At 49.3% G+C, this 20,384-nt stretch carries 1 protein-coding gene and 1 pseudogene; both read left to right on the top strand.

Features of this window, described 5'->3' with window-relative positions; translation table 11 throughout:
* Positions 1-193: 193 nt before the first annotated feature.
* Positions 194-14,602, top strand: a pseudogene (locus GRF59_RS17285) (SDR family NAD(P)-dependent oxidoreductase); the annotation flags it as partial.
* 17 nt (positions 14,603-14,619) lie between these two features.
* Positions 14,620-20,382: a beta-ketoacyl synthase N-terminal-like domain-containing protein gene (locus GRF59_RS17280; protein ID WP_160498928.1), complete on the top strand. Its 5,763-nt coding sequence runs from the start codon at positions 14,620-14,622 to the stop codon at positions 20,380-20,382.
* Positions 20,383-20,384 lie beyond the last annotated feature (2 nt).

Genomic DNA, 20,384 nt, shown 5'->3' with positions numbered 1-20,384 from the left:
TTGACGATGTTCTTAATGAAGCGATAACCGTTGATGCAGCATTAATAGAAATGGCCCAAACGAGGAGGGAGCTATGAAAGATTTTCTTCAATACGTTCTGACCGAAGTGAAAAACAAGCGTGTGGACAAAGAGGATGCCATTGCCTGGATTGAACAATTTCAGACCTCGGGTACTGCCCAGGAAAAATGCGATCTTCATCCGCTATTGCACGAGAATACGTCGGATCTATCGGAGCAGCGGTTTAGCTCAGTATTCTCTGGTGATGAGTTTTTTCTGAGGGATCATGTTGTAAATGGTCAAGCTGTCCTTCCGGGTGCTGTTTATTTAGAAATGGCACGTGCAGCACTCGGTTTAGCAACGACGGGCAGAGATTCTGCCTCTGCAGGTGTTCGCCTGACGCATATCGTTTGGGTGCGTCCTCTATCCGTAGGAGATCGGGCTATCCGGGTACACATTGGGCTGTATCCCGAGTCGAATGGACAAATTGCTTTTGAGATTTATAGCGAAACTCCAACACCTGAGGGGGCGCTCGAGTTCGTCGTTCATTGCCAAGGTGTGGCTGAACTATCTTCTTCGGTTGAGCCGGCACAAGTTTTGGAATTACCAGCCTTACGGGATGCCTGCCAAGAACATGTTCTTTCTTCCGCAGAATGTTATGAGCAGTTTCACGATATAGGCTTGCACTATGGTCCGGCGCATCAAGGTATTGAAGAGGTCTATACAGGAAAAGGGCAGGTATTGGCGAAGCTCGTCAGACCGGCTCCCTCAGGGAATACGGATTCACTCTATATTCTGCATCCCGGTTTCATCGATTCGGTCTTCCAGGCAACCGCAGGTCTTGCAGCGGGGAACAGCGTGCTCACTCAGGCGCTTCCCTTTGCTTTGGAAACATTAGATATACTAGGCGAGCTCTCATCAGAGATGTGGGCCTGGATCCGCCCCAGCCGTAGTAACGGAGACAGCCCTCTACAAAAGCTCGATATCGACGTGACTGATGGGCAGGGAAATATCGCGTTGAGGTTACACGGCTTTACAACCCGCAGTTCTCATAACAGGGATACTCACATCGAAAAGGTAACAGATCCCGAAAATGTGATGTTTCGGTCTGATGAGCTGCAAGGACAGGATATTCAGAACGAAGCCATCGATCATGGTCCCCGCGATTATGGATCAGAAAGTGACTATATTCTAGAAGAAAACGCGGTTCATTATTTCAAGAAGCTGCTGTCTTCGGTTATTCATCTGCCTGTTAACCGGATTAATGCGGATGCGCCCCTTGAGAAATATGGTATCGATTCGGTTATGGTGTTACAAATGACCAATGATTTAGAACGCGTATTCGGCCCCTTATCGAAGACTTTATTTTTTGAGTATCAATCGATTCAAGAAGTAACAGATTTTTTTCTTCAATCTTACCGTGAATCCTTGAAACTTTTACTTGGCATTGACGATAACAAGGCCGAAATTGAAGGGCCAGCGATTGCTCCTCAGGCGGCTCCTCAGGAATCTGAAGCGCTGGTTCGTCCTAGAAGGGAGCGCCCCCGGTTCCTATCATCGGGAGACGGGGCTCTAGAGACGGATCATAGGAACGCCAGGGATCAAAAGCCAAGTATGGACATTGCTATTATCGGTTTGTCGGGTCGTTATCCTGGCGCAGACAATGTTGAACATTATTGGAGTAATCTCAAAGAAGGCAAAGACTGTATCACAGAAATTCCGCAAGAACGTTGGGACTATCAATTGTACTATGACTTAGATAAAAATAAATCGGGCAAAACGAACAGCAAATGGGGAGGTTTTTTGCAGGGAGTCGATCAATTTGATCCTCTTTTTTTTCAAATCTCACCTCGCGAAGCTGAAATCATGGACCCTCAGGAACGGTTATTTTTACAATGTGTTTACGGAAGTATGGAGGATGCGGGGTATACCCGTGAAGCGCTCGGCAAACATGGAGGGCAAGTGGGGGTTTATGTCGGTGTCATGTATGAGGAATATCAAATGTACGGGGCTGAGCAGACGCTCCTCGGGAACCCGCTCTCGCTTGGAGGCAGCCCTTCTTCGATTGCGAACCGTATCTCGTATTGGTGTAATTTTCATGGGCCAAGCATGGCCGTGGATACGATGTGTTCCTCTTCCCTCACAGCGATTCATCTAGCGTGTCAAAGCTTAGCGCGAGAAGGTTGTGAACTGGCCATAGCGGGCGGCGTCAATGTATCGGTGCATCCGAATAAATATTTGGCGCTGGGACAAGGGAACTTCGTCTCGAGCAAAGGACGCTGTGAAAGCTTCGGCGAAGGCGGCGACGGTTACGTGCCTGGTGAAGGCGTTGGCGCTGTGCTGCTGAAACCGTTATCTAAAGCAATTGCCGATGGCGACCAAATTTATGGTGTTATCAAAGGCACGGCTGTTAATCATGGCGGCAAAACAAATGGATACACGGTACCTAACCCTCAGTCACAAGCGGACGTAATCGGTCGTGCATTGAACGAAGCCGGGATCGATCCGCGGACGATCAGCTATGTGGAAGCTCATGGAACGGGAACTTCCCTGGGAGATCCGATTGAGATTACGGGATTGACGAAGGCGTTCCAGGCATACACACAGGATCAGCAATATTGTGCCATCGGTTCGGCGAAGTCGAACATCGGTCACTGTGAAAGCGCAGCGGGGATTGCCGGCTTGACGAAAGTATTGTTACAAATGAAATACGGTCAAATAGCTCCTTCTTTGCATGCCCGGACGTTGAATCCAAACATTGATTTCAGTACGACACCATTTACAGTTCAACAGGAGTTAACGGATTGGGAACGTCCATTGATTCAAGTAAATGGCGGGTTGAAGGAATTTCCTCGTCGCGCAGGGCTGTCTTCTTTTGGGGCGGGCGGTTCGAATGCGCATGTGGTGATTGAGGAGTATCGGCCATTGCCGGCGGCATCTGAAGTGGTTGTTACCCCGCAGCGACCGGCTATTATCCTGTTGTCGGCGAAGAATGAAGAGCGCTTGCTGGCGCAGGCCGAGCAAATCCTGGCTGTGATACGGAGGAAGGAACGGGCTGAGACTGACTTAATGGATATAGCTTATACCCTGCAAGTTGGGCGGGAAGCGATGGAAGAGCGGCTGGGCTTCTTAGTCAGCTCCCTGAAGGAGCTTGAGGAGCATCTATCAAGCTTCGTACAGCATCAGGATAGCGGATTACGAATGTACCGTGGACAGGTGAAACGAAATGAAGATTCGTTAGCGGTTTTTGCAGCCGATGAAGACATGGTTCAAGCGATCGATGCCTGGATTGCCAAAGGAAAATACGCTAAACTACTGGATCTTTGGGTGAAAGGGTTGGTGTTCGACTGGAACAGGTTGTATAGCGGGGGAAGACCTCGCCGCATCAGCTTGCCAACATATCCGTTTGCAAAAGAGCGCTATTGGGTGCCACAGAAGACGGCGGAATCGGTAAGAGGAACACGAATGATTGACACGGCGATTCATCCGCTTGTGCATCGTAATACATCCGATTTCGCTGGTCAGCGCTTCAGTACGACGTTCACGGGGCAGGAGTTTTTTCTGCGTGATCATTTGGTGCAAGGCAAGCGTATTTTGCCGGGAGCAGCTCATCTGGAAATGGTCAGAGCAGCGATTGCTTTGGCTTTGGAATATAGGGGCGATGAACGCATTGGCATTCGTCTGAATCATGTAGCTTGGGTTCGTCCCATCGTCGTCGAAGAAGAAGCGATCCAAGTTCATACGGAGCTATATTTAGAAGAAGACGGAGTTATTACCTTTGATATTTGTGGAGAATCAGAATTGGACGACGCTGAACTTATGGTTTACAGCCAAGGCAGTGCCGTACTAAGTCCAGTAGAAGAATCGCCGCTTACTCTCAATTTGGATGAACTACGAGAAGGATGCGTGGAGCGCGTTTTTGAAGCAGAGTCTTGCTACGCTGCATTTGAGCAAATGGGAGCTGCATATGGACCGGCGCAGCGTGGAATCGAAACGATCTATGCCGGGGCGGACCAAGTGTTGGCCAAACTTTCGCTACCTGTAGTAGTCAGGGATACGCTGTCAGACTACATGCTCCACCCGGCGATCGTGGACGCAGCTTTTCAGGCGACGATCGGGCTGAAGCTGGGGACGGGAGAGATTCGTTCAGCATTGCCTTTTGCCCTGGAGGAACTGGTTCTGTATGGACCTTGTACTGCAGAGATGTGGGCGCACATTCGCCGCAGTCCAGGCAGCGGATCGGGAGATCCGGTGCAGAAGCTGGATATCCAGATATGTGATACAGAAGGGAACGTTCGCTTGCGGATGAGAGGTTTCACATCACGACAAGCAGAAATCGGCACTGGAGTCATGCCTGTGGCTAGCCATGCTCAACCCCTGGAACCATCAGAGGTACTTATGCTCACGCCTACTTGGAAGGAAGTGCCTGCAGCGGCGACGTCCACTGCTCCAGAGTTTGTTGAGCATGTGGTGCTATTGTGCGGACTTGCTCACGTATCGCCGGAAGCGGTTGAAGGGGAGCTGGGTGAAGCTGCTCGATGCATCAATTTGCAATCCCGTGTTGAAAATGCCGGGGAGTGCTATGTAGATCACGTCATTCAAGTATTCCACGAGGTACAGCGGATTTTAAAATCGAAACCGAAGGGAAACGTGTTGCTGCAGATTGTAGCCCCGTTTGATAGAGAATACCAGTTAACTCGGGGAATCGCGGCTTTACTCAAAACGGCAGCGCAGGAGAACCCTCTGTTCCATGGACAATGGCTAGAGATTGATATGCATGATAATGCCGCCAGCATCGCCCAAAAGCTCCAGGAAAATATGCGCATTCCCCATGATCGCGAGGTGCGATACATCGAATCCAAGAGGCATATCATCGGTTGGGACGATGTCGTTTCGGAGAAGGGACAGTTCAGTTCCGTAGGGCCATGGAGGGATCGCGGTATCTATCTGATCACAGGCGGTGCAGGTGGACTCGGGGCGATATTTGCGGAGGAAATTGCCACGAAGAGCCGGGATGTGACGCTGATTCTAACGGGTAGATCTTCTCTGAGTGAAGAAAAGTGCGCAGAGCTGGAGACAAAGCTAGCACCTGGAACGAAATTGATTTACAAACAGACGGATGTGACCGACAAGCAACAAGCTCAGGATCTAGTCGCTAACCTACAGCAGGAATTTGGCACCTTGAACGGGATCATTCATAGTGCGGGAATTGTTAAGGATGGTTTTATTTTCAAAAAGACGGAATCCGATGTGCGTCAAGTCCTGGCTCCGAAGGTCAAAGGTGTGCTACATCTGGATGAAGCGAGCGCGAATGTGCCGCTTGATTTCTTTATTTTCTTTTCATCCGGATCAGGCGTTCTTGGGAACGTGGGGCAAGCCGACTATGCGGCAGGTAACGCATTTATGGACATGTATGCGTTCTACCGCAATGATTTGGTGACAGCAGGGCAACGGAGTGGAAGGACACTTTCCGTCAATTGGCCGCTATGGCAAGAGGGCGGCATGCATGTGGATGCGAGCACGGAAAAGCGGATGCAGCAGGCCACAGGCATGTTGCCCTTACGTACTACGGTAGGTATTCAGGCGTTGTACAAGGCAATGACGAGCGGAAAGGCTCAGGTGTTTGTAGCCGAAGGAGATACGTCCCGTATGGAGCAGACATGGTTTCCGGGGAGGCATCGTCCACCAGCGATTCATCTGGTGCGCGATAAGTTGCTCCAGTCGGTGGCTGCGTTGTTGAATGTGAATGCGACTGATCTGGATCTCCATGCAGGATGGGAAGAGTTTGGGTTCGATGCGATGACTTGGGCAGAATTAACGGATACCTTAAATGGTATTTACGGATTGGAGTTTAAACCTTCCGAATTGATGGCTCAAGACAATTTGAGCAGTCTGTCTGATTATGTAGTGCGTCAAGTTGGCGTTGGGACCGGGAAGCCAGAGACCCGGAGAGAGGTGCATGCACCACCAGAAGTCGGACTGAACAAACCATCTACGCATGCAAGCGAATCAGAGCTTCAGCATCAAGCGACGGAGTATTTCAAAAAGGAGATTTCATCCGTACTTAAGCTTCCAGTTCACCGCATCGATGCGAGTATGCCGCTTGAAACCTACGGCATTGATTCGGTTACGATTTTGCAGTTGACGACAGAGTTCGAGAAAACGTTTGGCCCACTGCCTAAAACTTTATTCTTCGAATATCAAAACATTAGAGAAGTAACAAGTTATTTCCTCGAAGGTTATGGGGACATCATACAGCAATTACTGGGTTATAAAGGTAAGGCGGATACTACCGCGGTAAGCGATAAAGGCTCTGTCAGGGAGAAAACAGCAGCAACTTTGCCTCTCTCTACGCAGGCGCGCAAACGTTCAAGGGCCATGCGTACCGTGCAAAAGCAGCCGGAACAGGAGGCTTCCAAAGGGCTGGATATTGCGATTATCGGTCTTTCGGGACGTTACCCCGGCGCGAGAAACATTGGGCAGTTCTGGGATGCATTGAAGAATGGGAAGGACTGTATCACCGAAATTCCTAAAGAGCGCTGGGATCATCGGTTGTATTTTGATGCGGACCAAGATAAGCCTGGTAAGACCTACAGCAAGTGGGGAGGATTTCTCGACGGCGTGGATGAATTCGATCCGAAGTTTTTTAATATTTCGCCGCGTGAGGCCATCTCGATCGATCCGCAGGAACGGTTGTTTTTGGAATGTGTATTCGAAGCTATGGAGGATGCTGGCTATACCCGTGATATGCTTGCCAGAATTTCAGATCATTCGGGGGAGAGCAGTCCAGGCGGCAACGTCGGAGTGTACGTCGGTGTCATGTATGAAGAATACCAGCTTTATGGTCTTCAGGAGCAAATGCAAGGCAAACATGTGGCAATTGTCGGCAATTCATCTTCCATTGCTAACCGGGTTTCGTATTACTGTAATTTCCATGGACCGAGTCTTGCGTTAAATACGATGTGTTCTTCTTCACTTACTACAATCCACTTGGCATCCCAAAGTCTATCCCGGGGCGAGTGCGATGTGGCGATTGCTGGTGGGGTCAATGTTTCGATTCATCCCAATAAGTATTTGGCGTTGGGACAAGGGAAGTTTATTTCAGATAAGGGCCGCTGCGAAAGTTTTGGCGAGGGCGGCAACGGCTACGTGCCCGGCGAAGGCGTTGGAGCAGTGCTACTTAAACCATTGTCTAAAGCGCAAGCGGACGGGGACCATATTTACGGCGTTATTAAAGGCAGTGCGATCAATCACGGCGGAAAAACAAACGGTTACACCGTACCAAATCCTTCTGCCCAATCGGATGTGATTAAAAAAGCTTACGAGTTGGCGGGCGTTGATCCGCGTACGGTAAGCTATATCGAAGCTCATGGGACAGGAACGTCTTTGGGAGATCCCATTGAAATTGCCGGACTGACAAAAGCCTTCCATGAATATTCGAAGGATAACCAGTACTGCGCGATTGGATCGGCGAAGTCCAACATTGGGCATTGCGAAAGCGCCGCTGGCATTGCTGGGATCACGAAGATTCTACTGCAATTCAAACATAAACAAATTGCTCCATCCTTACATTCAAAGGTACTGAATCCGCACATCGATTTCACCCAAACGCCGTTTATTGTTCAGCAGCAATTGGCAGAGTGGAAACGTCCGGTTCTTGGAGGAAGCGAGGTACCAAGACGTGCAGGCATTTCTTCATTTGGCGCTGGAGGATCAAATGCGCACTTGGTGTTGGAAGAGTACGTGCCGAAAACGGATGAGCGTACTAGCGAAAGGGATGTTGCACCAGACAACCCTGTCTTGATCGTGTGGTCTTCCAAGCAAGCGGAGAATCTTAAGGTTCAAGCACAGCAATTATTAGAAGCTATTCAAGACGAGCAGCTGACAGATGCGGATCTCGCCCGTATAGCTTATACCTTGCAGACGGGTCGTGAAGCGCTGGAGGAGCGGGCGGCCGTTATCGTAAGTTCAATCCTCGAGTTATCGGAAAAGCTGCGGGCATTCGCGACTGGGGATGAATACGTATCTAACCTTTATCGTGGTCAAGTCAAGAGTAGCAAAGACGCATTGTCGCTATTTACTATGGATGATGAATTGCAGGAAGCGATCGAGAAGTGGTTGATCCGCGGGAAATTCACTAAGCTCGCAGAACTATGGGTTAAAGGCGTCGATATGGATTGGAGCCCCCTTTATAGTGAGCATAAGCCACGCCGGATCAGTTTGCCGACGTATCCTTTTGCTAGAGAACGATATTGGATTGTGAAGCCGGAAAAGACGGACACTCCGTTATCAGAAACGGCTTCCACGGCGAAACAGGGTACCGTGTTCCCGCGTTCACAGGAAGACCTTGAACAAGTGAGTCCTGAACTAGAGAACACGGTTATATCGGAGCAAGTCTCCGCAGTGAAGAGGAAGCTGGATATTCAGCCAACTTTCTCTATGCGCGAAGAGCCAACGGCTCCAACCAAAATAGTATTAAAAGCACTTGGTGACATGGAGCCTATTGGACTAACAGAGGCGTCTTCGTCTGGGATTCAGTCTCTGCCACAGGCGGAGGCTCCGCAGCGAACAATGATTTCTAATATACAGCTAGAGGGTGAACTCGCAGTTGGCTTGGCGGACATCTTGTATATGCAGGTTGGCGATATTGATGCGGACACTCCATTCATTGATTTGGGCTTAGATTCCGTGGTTGGCGTGGAATGGATCAAATTGCTGAATAAACAATATGGGGTCACATTGGCCGCTACTAAAATCTATGATTACCCTAACCTCCACGAGTTTGCTTTGTTTTTATCGCAACAGTTGGTGCAGGTGGAGAGTGATGACGAGGTTAGCGAGGGGGCACTGGATGTGGTGGATTCAAAACCCATTCAGTCAATCAAGCTGCAAGCGCTGGATGCTCTGGTTACCGATGCCGTTCAGCAAGATAAGCCCAATGAATGGCTAGCCGTTGAATCTATTCCGGTGTTAAAACCAAATGATTCGGCTGCGCTGCCTGACTTAACGGGTTCGGGCTTGAAAGCTGCCGCCGTACCATCGCAGGTCTTGATTGATGAACTGGCTGCGAGCTTGGCGGAAGTGCTATACATGAATCCGGAAGAAGTCGAAGTGGATCAAAATTTTATCGAAATGGGCCTGGATTCCGTGGTTGGCGTAGAATGGGTCAAACTGCTAAATAAACGTTATGGTACTTCGATAGCTGCTACTAAAATCTATGATTATACGAATGTACGCGAGCTGGCAGGATATGTGCTGCTTCAGATGCCAGAGCCAGAACCCGCTGCTGTGCCCGAAATAAAGCCGAAACCCGGGCAACGGCAGGAGGAACTTGGAGAAAGTTATGGTCTCGTACTTTCGACGGTTCATTCAATAGATGAAATTTCGCTCTGCCCATGGGCAGTAGCAAATCCTTCCGAGGCTGAAGTTCAAATTCGAGTAAAGGCATCTGCGGTTAATTTTCCCGATGTGATGTGTGTCCAAGGGCTATATCCAACGATGCCGGCATATCCGTTCGTACCAGGTTTTGAGGTCGCAGGCGTTATTTCGTCGATAGGAGCAGGAGTAACCGATTTCCGTGTAGGCGATGAAGTGATTGCTCTTACTGCTGGGCAAATGGGCGGCCATGCCAGCCATGTCAATGTTCCGGTCGCAAACATGGTACGCAAACCTGCGAATATCTCATTTGAAGAAGCGTGTAGTTTGCCAATTGTGTTTGGAACGGTGGCTCATGCCCTCAACGTCGGTCGTTATATGCCAGGTGACCATATTCTGATCCAAACGGCAACAGGCGGCTGTGGGTTGATTGCAATTCAGCTTGCTAACCTTCAAGGGTGTGTCTGTTACGGCACGTCCAGCAAAGCGGATAAACTGGATATTCTCAAGCAGCTGGATGTTCCGTATGCCATCAACTACAAAGAAGGCGATTTCGATCAAGAGGTCCGGCGGTTGTCGAACAATCGCGGGGTAGACATTGTACTCAATACATTATCCGGTGAAGCCATTCAAAAAGGATTGAATTGCCTGGCGCCTTCTGGTCGTTACCTGGAGCTTGCTGTGCATGCGTTAAAAACAAGTCACAAGTTGGATTTATCTAAGCTCCTGCAAAATCAGTCCATTCACAGCATTGATTTGCGCCGATTAGGTTTGGAAGGCGGTGTTGATGCTAGGAAGATTCTGAATACGATGGTAGAGATGATCGAATCGGAGCAGATCGTTCCGATTGTTTCACGGATATATCCGATCGGCCAAATTCAAGAAGCACTGGATTATGTCGGCAAAGGACAGCATATCGGTAAAGTGGTGATCAGCCATACAAGTCGGGAGATGGTTGATCTGACCGAGCACTGTATTCAGCGTCTGCAAGAGCAGAAGCGCAGATGCGAACAACGTAGTAAAGATATTCCACAGGAGCCGGTTGCGCTCATATCTAACATCGTTAACAGTCCGCAAGCCGACCCTCTGCTTGAAGGTGTTGCCGTTATCGGGATGTCCGGGCAATTCCCCCAAGCGGATTCCCTAGCGGACTTGTGGAACAATTTGGCGCTGGGCAAAGATTGCGTGTCTGAAGTTCCTGCTACGCGCTGGCCTATCCACGAATATTACGATGAAAATCCGGATACTCCGGGTAAAACATACAGCAAATGGATGGGTGTATTGGAGGGAGCGGATCAATTCGATCCGTTATTCTTTAATATTTCCCCGGCCGAGGCCGAACTGATGGACCCGCAACAGCGATTGTTCTTGAAAAATAGCTGGCATTGTATTGAGGATGCCGGCATCAGTCCATCCTCGTTATCGGGCAGCCGTTGCGGTGTGTTCGTAGGTTGCGCAGGCAATGAATACGGCCAGATGGCTCAAGAACAAGGACTAAGCGCTCAAGGCCTGATGGGAGAAGCGACTTCGATTCTAAGCGGTCGTATTTCGTATTTTCTTAATTTGAAAGGACCTTCTATTGCAATCGAAACGGCCTGCTCCTCTTCTCTGGTAGCTATTGCGGAAGCTTGCAACAGTCTAGTATTGCATCATTGTGACTCGGCACTTGCTGGCGGAGTGTATATTACGGCAGGCCCCTCGATGCATATCAAAACAAGCAAGTCCGGCATGCTCTCCAAAGACGGTCGCTGCTTTACTTTTGACACACGGGCTAACGGATTTGTTCCTGGCGAGGGAGTTGGTGTCCTGCTGTTAAAAAGGCTTTCAGATGCGGTGCGGGATGAAGACCCCATCTATGGTGTGATCCGCGGATGGGGCGTGAACCAGGACGGCAAGACAAACGGAATCACAGCGCCGAGCGTCAATTCGCAAATCATGCTGGAAAAGGAAGTCTATGAGCGCTTTCACATCCATCCTGAGACGATTACGTTAGTTGAAGCACATGGCACGGGGACGAAGCTCGGCGACCCGATTGAGGTGGAGGCACTGACCGAATCGTTCCGTGCTTTTACCGATAAGACGTCCTACTGCGCGCTCGGTTCTGTGAAAAGTAATCTCGGCCATTTGATGATGGCCGCCGGAGTAACGGGCGTGATGAAAGTACTGTTGGCGATGAAACATGAGCAGATTCCGCCTTTGGTCCATTTTGAAAAATTGAACGAACACATCCAGTTAGCGAACAGTCCTTTTTACCTGAATACCGAACTGACGCCGTGGGTACCTCATACAGCGGGGCCACGGCGGGCTAGTGTCAGTTCCTTTGGATTTAGTGGAACGAACGCACATCTGGTTGTTGAAGAATATGTACCTGCGCATCATGCGGTTAGGCCTATGACTAACCAACCAGATTGCGGGGTGCTTTTTGTATTATCGGCAAAAAGCAAATCTCAATTGGAGGTTTATGCATTACGAATGGCTCGCTTTTTGACATCCACTGAAGATCTGCAACTCGCAGATATAGCTTATACGTTACAGGAGGGGAGGGATGCAATGAACTTCCGGCTGGCATTCGTTGCATCCTCCCAAGAGGATGCAGTCCAGGCGCTGAAAGCTTTTTCTGAGGGGACGCCACGGGAAGCTTTGCATTCCGGACGGGTCCACAAAAGACGGAGTCCTGCCGACATTCAGTCCGGTAGTGAGGCTGTGCGTGCGGGACTGGCAAATCTACGCTTGGATGAGGTGGCGAGATGGTGGGTACAGGGAGCCGATGTGGATTGGAGCCAGTTATATCCTGGGAACAAGCCGAAAAGGATTCATATGGAGGGGTATCCTTTTGCCGATAAACGCTATTGGATTCCAGAGGTTGAGATCCAGACGGGAACTAATCCTGATCAGGCCACAGCAAGGGAGACTTTGATACACCCGCTGGTACACCGGAATACTTCCAATTTTACCGAACATCGTTATAGCTCGACCTTTACGGGGAATGAGTTTTTCTTAGCCGATCATCAAGTCAATGGCTGCCGCGTGCTGCCGGGAACTGCTTATCTGGAAATGGCGCGTGCTGCTATAATGTCGTCTCTTGACATGAAGGACACGCCAGAAATCATGTTATCTGATGTGATTTGGCTGCGGCCTTTGACGGTTAAGGAGCATCCGGTAGAGGTGCATATCAGGCTATTGCCAGAAGACAACGGGCAGATTTCCTATGAGATCTATACAGAGGATGAGCATGAGCATGAGGGACAGTTGAAACTCATTACGCATGCCCAAGGAAATGCACGAGTTCAAGTGAAGTCTAGCTCCACCGCTGTGAATCTCGAAGATTTGCAAAAGGAATGCTCTCTAAGCATCCTTTCGTCTGCGGAGTGTTATGCCAAATTCAGTGCAATGGGACTGGATTATGGCCCAGGGCATCGTTGTATCGATTATATCAGCGTCGGAGCCAACCAAGTGCTGGCCAAGCTGTCTTTACCGGCTAGCTTAACGCATACGTCTACCCATTTCGGACTGCACCCAGGCTTATTGGATTCAGCGCTGCAAGCTTCAATGGGCTTGCTTTCTGATGGAAACAGTTCCTATACAATGTTGCCTTTTTCGGTGCAACACACGGAAATCGTTGGAACTTGTTCTTCGAATATGTGGGCTTCTGTCCGGTTTGCAGAGGGGAACCGCAGAGGACAGGACAGACAAATCTTAGATATCGATTTGTACGATGAGCACGGGCAATTATGTGTAAGGATGACAGGGCTGTCGCTGCGCCGATTGGAGCGTGAGTCCAGCATCGCGATTGAAGAGACAGAACTGATGCTGTTTAAGCCTCATTGGGAAATGCAGGCGGTAGGAGAACAAGATTCACTTTCATATACGAAGCATTTGGTGATGCTTGTTGAGTTGGATGCGGAGCATCGTGATCAGGTTGCCGCTCAATTGACCAGCGCGCGCTGCGTACCGTTGGAAGCCTCCGCTGAACTCGATATAGCTGAACGATTCCATTGCTATGCGGAACAGGCACTACTTGAAATACAAACGATGCTATCAGAGAAACCCAAGGGTAACGTGCTCATCCAAATCGTCGTTCCTTCGGATGGAGAGCGTTCACTGTTCGCAGGGCTGGCTGGATTACTGAAAACTGTGCGGCTAGAGCATCCCAAGTGCTACGGACAATTGATTGAAACGGATGAGATTGTAGTAAGCGAGCTTGTCCGGAAGCTGCGAGACGAGAGCCGGAACCCTATAGAGCAGGTTGTCCGCTATACGAATAACGAGCGCTGTATCGTCAACTGGCGCGAACTGGAGGTTTCCCGAGATGAGATACGCATCCCTTGGAAAGAGCAAGGCGTATACCTCCTTACGGGTGGCGCAGGCAGTTTAGGTCTTATTTTCGCAAGAGAAATTATCTCACAAGTCTCGAATGTTACGCTGATTCTGACAGGACGTTCGCCGCTGACGGTTAATCAGCAAGAACAGATCGAGCAGTTAAAAAGTCATGGGGCGCAGGTTGTTTATGAGCAAGTGGACGTGTCGGATAAGGAAGCCATTTTTACCTGTACAGAACGCGTTGTGGCACAACACGGCCGTTTAAACGGTATCCTTCACGGGGCCGGGATTCATAGCGACAGCTTCTTGATGACGAAGACGAAGGAAGAACTTCATAGCGTACTTGATCCCAAAGTGAACGGCTTGGTTTATTTGGATCAGGCTACCCAAGGGATAAGACTGGATTTCTTTATTCTGTTCTCATCTCTTGCCGGGAGTTTAGGTAACCCGGGGCAAGCCGATTATGCGGCTGCTAATGCCTTTATGGACTCATTTGCTTCGTACCGCAATGCATTAGTGATGAGGAATGAACGTTACGGACAGACGATTTCCATCAATTGGCCGCTCTGGCAGGAAGGTGGTATGCAAATGGATGAAGCGACGAGCCGACTGCGAATGGAACGGGTTGGCATGGTGAGTATGCAAACGGAAAAAGGTATACGAGCTTTGTACCAGATTGCATCGGCCGGGGCTGGTCAAGCAATGGTCATGGAGGGCAATGTAGCCCAATTAAGAGCATCGATCACCGCGGATCAACGCCCGGCTAAATCGATGAAAAGGAATGCTGTTGTTGATTCCAATGAGTCTGTTTTGTTCGATGATGCATTCTTTTTAAACTTAACGCAGCAGATCAGTAACGGTGAACTATCGGAAAAGCAGTTGATCGAAATTCTGAATGTTCGCCAATGAGAGGGTAGGTAACCCAAATGGATGATCAAATTAAACTGGTGTACAAACGGATTCAAGATGGAATGTTGGACCAGGCAGAGGCAGTGAAGCAATTGAAGTTACTCGCTTCAAAGCATGTTCCCCAAGCTTCCGGCCGATTGCAGAATCAACTGCAAGCTGCTTTAACGGATATCGTGTGTGAGTTGCTAAAGGTGGATATCCAAGATATTGATGCAGACACGGAACTGAGCGAGTATGGATTTGATTCCATTTTAATCACGGATTTTGCTAACGCGCTGAACCGGAAGCTGAAGTTGAACCTGACTCCAGCAATATTTTTTGATAATCCTTCGCTGCAGGCATGTACGCAGTCATTAATGGATCAGTACGAAGAAGAAATTGCATCCTATTTTGCGGTTCAGGCTCCTTCTTTAAAACAGGGCGGCGACGAGGAACAGGGTTTGGCACGGGTGAAAACGGTGTTGCTGCAGGTGGTCTCCAAACTGCTGAAAGTGAGTGTGGACGATCTGGATACAGATACGGAGCTAAGTGAGTATGGCTTCGATTCCATTATGTTAACCGAGCTGGCCAATCGCTTGAATCGTGAATACCAACTGGAACTGACACCGGCCATGTTCTTTGATAACCCAACGATTCACCGCTTCGCTGAATATTTGCTTGAAGATTACGAAGGGGTATTTGCTCTTCCGGCTCAGGTCGAACAGCATTCTGTATTTCATGAAAATCAGACAGTGCATTCCGGATTAGATACAGCTCCGAAGCCGCTGCCCCAACCCCAACCGACTAAGCACGCGGATACCGTTGAACCGATTGCCATCGTCGGCATCAGCGCCAAATTCCCGCAAGCCCAAGACGCGGATGAATTTTGGAACAATATTATAGAAGGAAAAAACTGCATTACGGAAGTTCCGCTTGATCGGTGGAATTGGCAGGATTACCTTGGACTTCGCACAGATCCTTCAGCTGATACAGGCTTGAAGTGGGGCGGGTTTATCGATGGGGTGGATGAATTCGATCCGTTATTCTTTAAAATTTCTCCGCGCGAAGCCGAGATGATGGATCCTCAGCAGAGGCAAATGCTGAGTACGGTTTGGCATGCGATGGAGGATGCGGGCTTGCATCCCGAAGAACTATCCCGGCATACAACAGGCGTCTTTATAGCTGCCGGTCCGGGGGAGTACAAAGAGATCGTTACAATCCCGGCGAGTGACCCGATGGCTCCAGTAGCAATTGTGCCGTCAACGATCCCAAGCCGCATTTCGTATGCTCTGAATTTACGGGGACCGAGTGAATATTGCGAAGCAGCCTGCTCCTCAACGCTGGTTGCTTTGCATCATGCGGTGCAATCCATTCGACGGCAGGAGTGTGAGCAAGCTATTGTTGGCGCGGTGAATTTGCTTCTGTCCCCGATGGGATTTGTCGGTTTCGAGGCCATGGGCAACTTAAGTACAGACGGAAACGCGAAGTCGTTCCAGGCCGATGCTGATGGTTATGCCCGAAGCGAAGGTGTGGGAGCTCTCATTATTAAACCGCTGCATAAAGCTGAGGAGAATGGGGATCACATTTATGCTCTGATTCAAGGGACTGGTGTGGCCCATGGAGGTAAAGGCATATCGATGACTGCTCCTAATCCTGCTGGAATGCAGGCGGCGATATCTCAAGCCTATGAATCCGCAGGTATTGATCCAGTCACGGTGTCCTATGTGGAAGCGAATGGCGTTGCTTCGCCGTTGGGAGACAGTATTGAGATCAATGCTTTGAAGTCGATCGCTCCGCAAGAACGAAGTACAGGATTCTGCCAGGTCAGCAGTCTGAAGCCTTGTATTGGTCATGGTGAAGTCGTCTCCGGGATGGCTCAGCTTATCAAGGCGGTATATGCTTTGCGCCACCGGGTGATCCCGGCGGTACCCGGGTTCACCCGTCTGCACGAGCACATTTCCCTCAAAGGAAGTGCATTGCAGATTAGCGCGGAGAACCGTGCTTGGGAGATTAATACGGATGCGTCCGGACATGTTCTGCCAAGACGGGCCGGGGTTAACAGTTACGGTTTCGGCGGCGTGAACGCTCATGTGGTATTGGAAGAATATATACCTGAGTCAAAACAAGAGGTTGTACATTCCGTTACCCCTCAGCCGCAGATTGTCGTGTTTTCGGCAAAACATCGTGAACGCTTGCAAGCAGTGGTTCGTCGTATGCTTTCTTTTGTGGAAACGCATAGCGACTGGTCTTTACCGGATCTGGCTTTTACGCTTCAAACGGGGCGCCAGGCGATGGAATGCCGAATGGCTGTGATTGCTTCGGATAGGAATGATTTGGTCCAGAAGCTTAGAGCATTTTTGGATGCGGGTTCCCCAGAGCATATGCCAGACTTATCCCTTTCTGTCTTTTTAGGAGAACAGAAAGAGGAGCGCTCTGGCACGAAAAACCTGATCTCAGGAAACATCGAGGAGACCGTGGTTCGGATGCTTTTGGCTGAAAATAACTTGGAAAAATTGGCGCTTCACTGGGTACAGGGAGGCCATATTCCTTGGAAATCACTCCATCCGTCAGGCCAGGTCCACAAATTATCGTTGCCAGTGTATCCATTTGAGCGGAAGAGGTATTGGCTGGAATCGAAATTCCAACACGCCACCAGTTCCGAGTTCCCAGGGGAGCTTGCTGGGGGGCAAAACCTGTCCGGGCGAGATCCGGGTACGATTCTTAGTTGCTTAAAGCAAGGCATTAGTGAAGTGCTGGCTATTCCTGTAGATGAATTGCGGGTAAATCAATCGCTGAGTCATCTGGGATTCAACTCGATCCAAGCCGTTACGCTTCGCTATATGCTGGAAAGAACATTTACTGTAGCTATTCCGATGGGCAGCATTAGCGGTGCTGAGACGATTGGACAAATGGAGCAAAATTTGCGTGATATCGTGGTTCCTGCTCAATCAGAATCCAATGAACTCTTGCGTAAAGATGTAGATTATCCTCAAATTGTGATTCAACCAGAAGGACGATTCCAGCCATTTCCGCTGAGCGACATTCAAGAATCATTTCTGACTGGACGCAAATTACGCATCGGCAAGGATTGGGTCGGCTGTCATATTTATTTGGAACTTGCCGTGAGTGAATTGGATATTTACCGTCTTCAGCAAGCTTGGGAGCGATTGATTGCCTATCACGATATGCTGCGTACGAAAATTATGACGACCGGGCAGCAGCAGGTTCTGAAAGATACGCCGACGTATGTGATTAAAGCCGTTGATCTGCGGTTGAAAACGGAGGCGGAGCAGGAGGTTCATATTAGCAAAGTTCGGGAGACAATGTCGCACAAAGTATACGAAACAGATCAATGGCCGCTTTTTGAAATTCGTGTCAGTATACTTCCTAATAAGAAATATGTCATTCATTTCAGCATCGATGAATTCATTACAGACGCCGGAGGCGTGCATATGCTCTTGCAACAATGGCGGCAGCTGTACGATGATTCGACCCAAGCGTTACCGGAACTGCAGCTTTCTTTTCGGGATTATATCTTAGCAGTCAAAAAGTTTGAGGAGTCGCCTAAATATCATCAAGACTTGGATTATTGGGTTACAAAGTTGGAGCAGATGCCACAGGGGCCTGATCTTCCGAGAGCGACGAAACCGCAGGATAACCGCACCTATGAACGGAAAAGGCTAAGCGGCTCGCTAAGGGAGGATGAATGGATAGCGTTAAAAAAGAAGGCGAAACAATGGAATATATCCTCCACGGTATTAATCCTGACAGTGTTCACCGAATTCTTGCGAGTATGGAGTGACCGTAAAGCATTTTCGTTAATACTCACTTACTATAATCGGCTCCCGCTTCATCCGCAGTTGCATCAGGTGTTAGGACCATTTATATCGTCGACGATTTTTGTGGCTGACGATTGGAAGGAGCAAACGGCAGGCGGGATAGATTCATTGGAGGCAAGAGCCCGGCATCATCAAGTCCGCTTATGGGAGGATTTGGACCATAGCAGCGTCAGTGGGGTCCGGGTGTTAAGGGAGCTTAAATCAAGAAATAAAATGAGCAGCTCCACCACTTTGCCGGTTGTATTTACATCGTTGCTAAACAATGATTTTGAGCTTGCAGACGGTTTAAAACAATCTAGTTTCTTTAACCAGATCAGCTATATGGTGACGCAAACGCCGCAGGTGTATTTGGATCATCAAGTTTTTGAACAGGATGGTTGCTTACATTACAGTTGGGATGTGGCCGAGTCGTATTTTGGAACGAACGTGATTACTGATATGTTTGCAGCTTATAGCCAACTGCTGGAAATGCTTAGCAGGGAAGAGGGGGCTTGGATCGTTGACCAGTGGGCACCTGCCATGTATAAAATTCGGGATGAGAATGCCGCGCAGGAGGGGGTCTCAGCCGAGCTGCCTTCGGGATTGATGATTGAGGCTGCGTCCTCTGAGCGATATCAGGCTTTTCCTTTGACCGATCAGCAAATGGCTTATGCATTTGGCAGAAGCGGTCTGATGGCTGGAGAAGAGAATGGTTGTCAGGTCTACCAGGAGATCGAAGTAGAATCTCTGGATATCTCACGGTTGGAGCAAGCTTGGCAGAAGCTGATTTCAACCCATGACATGCTCAAAGCCGTGATCAAGCGGGATGGCAGTCAGGTTATTTTAGAGGAAACGCCCGCGTTTTTTATCGAGGCCTCAGATCTGCGGGGCGGCCGCGATGAGGAGATTCAGGAGCAATTAAAGCTGACGAAAGATGCTATGGTTGAGCATGTCTACGCGTTGGATCAGTGGCCCTATTTTGACTTGCGCGTATCGGTTATTGACAACCTAAGATCCCGAATTCATTTCTGTATTGATATGCTGATCGCTGACGGCAATAGCATCAATCTATTGTTAACACAGCTTCTGCATACGTATGAACACATGGGAACCGATTTGAAAAAGGCCGAAATCTCCTATCGGGACTATGTTCTTGCGCTACATCGTTACCGGAAGTCAGAGAACTATCAGACAAGCCTGGGCTACTGGATTCAGAAATTTACCGGTATTCCCTCCGGACCGCAATTGCCTACCACCGTTGTATCGAAGGGGAGACAATCGGTTCAGCGTAGGCAGTTGACGGGTGTGATAGAAAAGTGGCAGGTCTTAAAAGAGAAGGCTGCGCTTTTAGGGGTGTCCCCGGGTATGGTTCTACTGACGGCTTATGCTGATGTATTGGCAGCTTGGGGACAAAAGCTTCCTTTCACTATCGTTATTCCAAGCTGGGAGAGGTTGCCCCTTCATCCCGATATCATGGAGGTCGTTGGTGATTTCACAGCGATGAGCTGGGTAGTGGTTCAACCGGAAAACAGAAGCTTTGCACAAAAAGTGCGCGATTACCATGCTGTAGTTCGGGAAGATTTATCGCATATGGCCGTAAGCGGATTGAATGCTTTACGGAGAGTGGCGATGGGTGGCAATAGGAAGCTTACGTTTCCGGTGGTTTTCACAGATTTGTTCACCCCGTCTGAAGCAGCGCTGCCGCGGGGGTTTGAAATCGGAGAAAAACAGAGTAAAACGCCGCAAGTGCATTTGGATCATATTAGTGAGGAACGGGATGGTCAGCTGCATATTTGCTGGGACGTGGCCGAAGATGTGTACCCGAGAGGGATGATGGAGGAGATGTTCGCAGGTTATCAACGGATGATCGAGGCGCTGGCGAATGAGCCGGAATATTGGGATCGTCATCATGTTGACGATTTGATTGGGGCACGCCCTGATCACTATATGTATGATACCGCAAATGACGGGAGGGTTATTTAGAG

It is taken from the genome of Paenibacillus dendrobii, from assembly GCF_009807035.1.
Classification (GTDB): Bacteria; Bacillota; Bacilli; order Paenibacillales; family Paenibacillaceae; genus Paenibacillus_AQ; species Paenibacillus_AQ dendrobii.
This window is presented reverse-complemented; position numbering and strand designations above follow the sequence as displayed.

Excerpts from the sequence above, each read along its gene's own strand:
- GRF59_RS17280 (WP_160498928.1), top strand. The coding sequence starts at position 14,620 with ATGGATGATCAAATTAAACTGGTGTACAAACGGATTCAAGATGGAATG.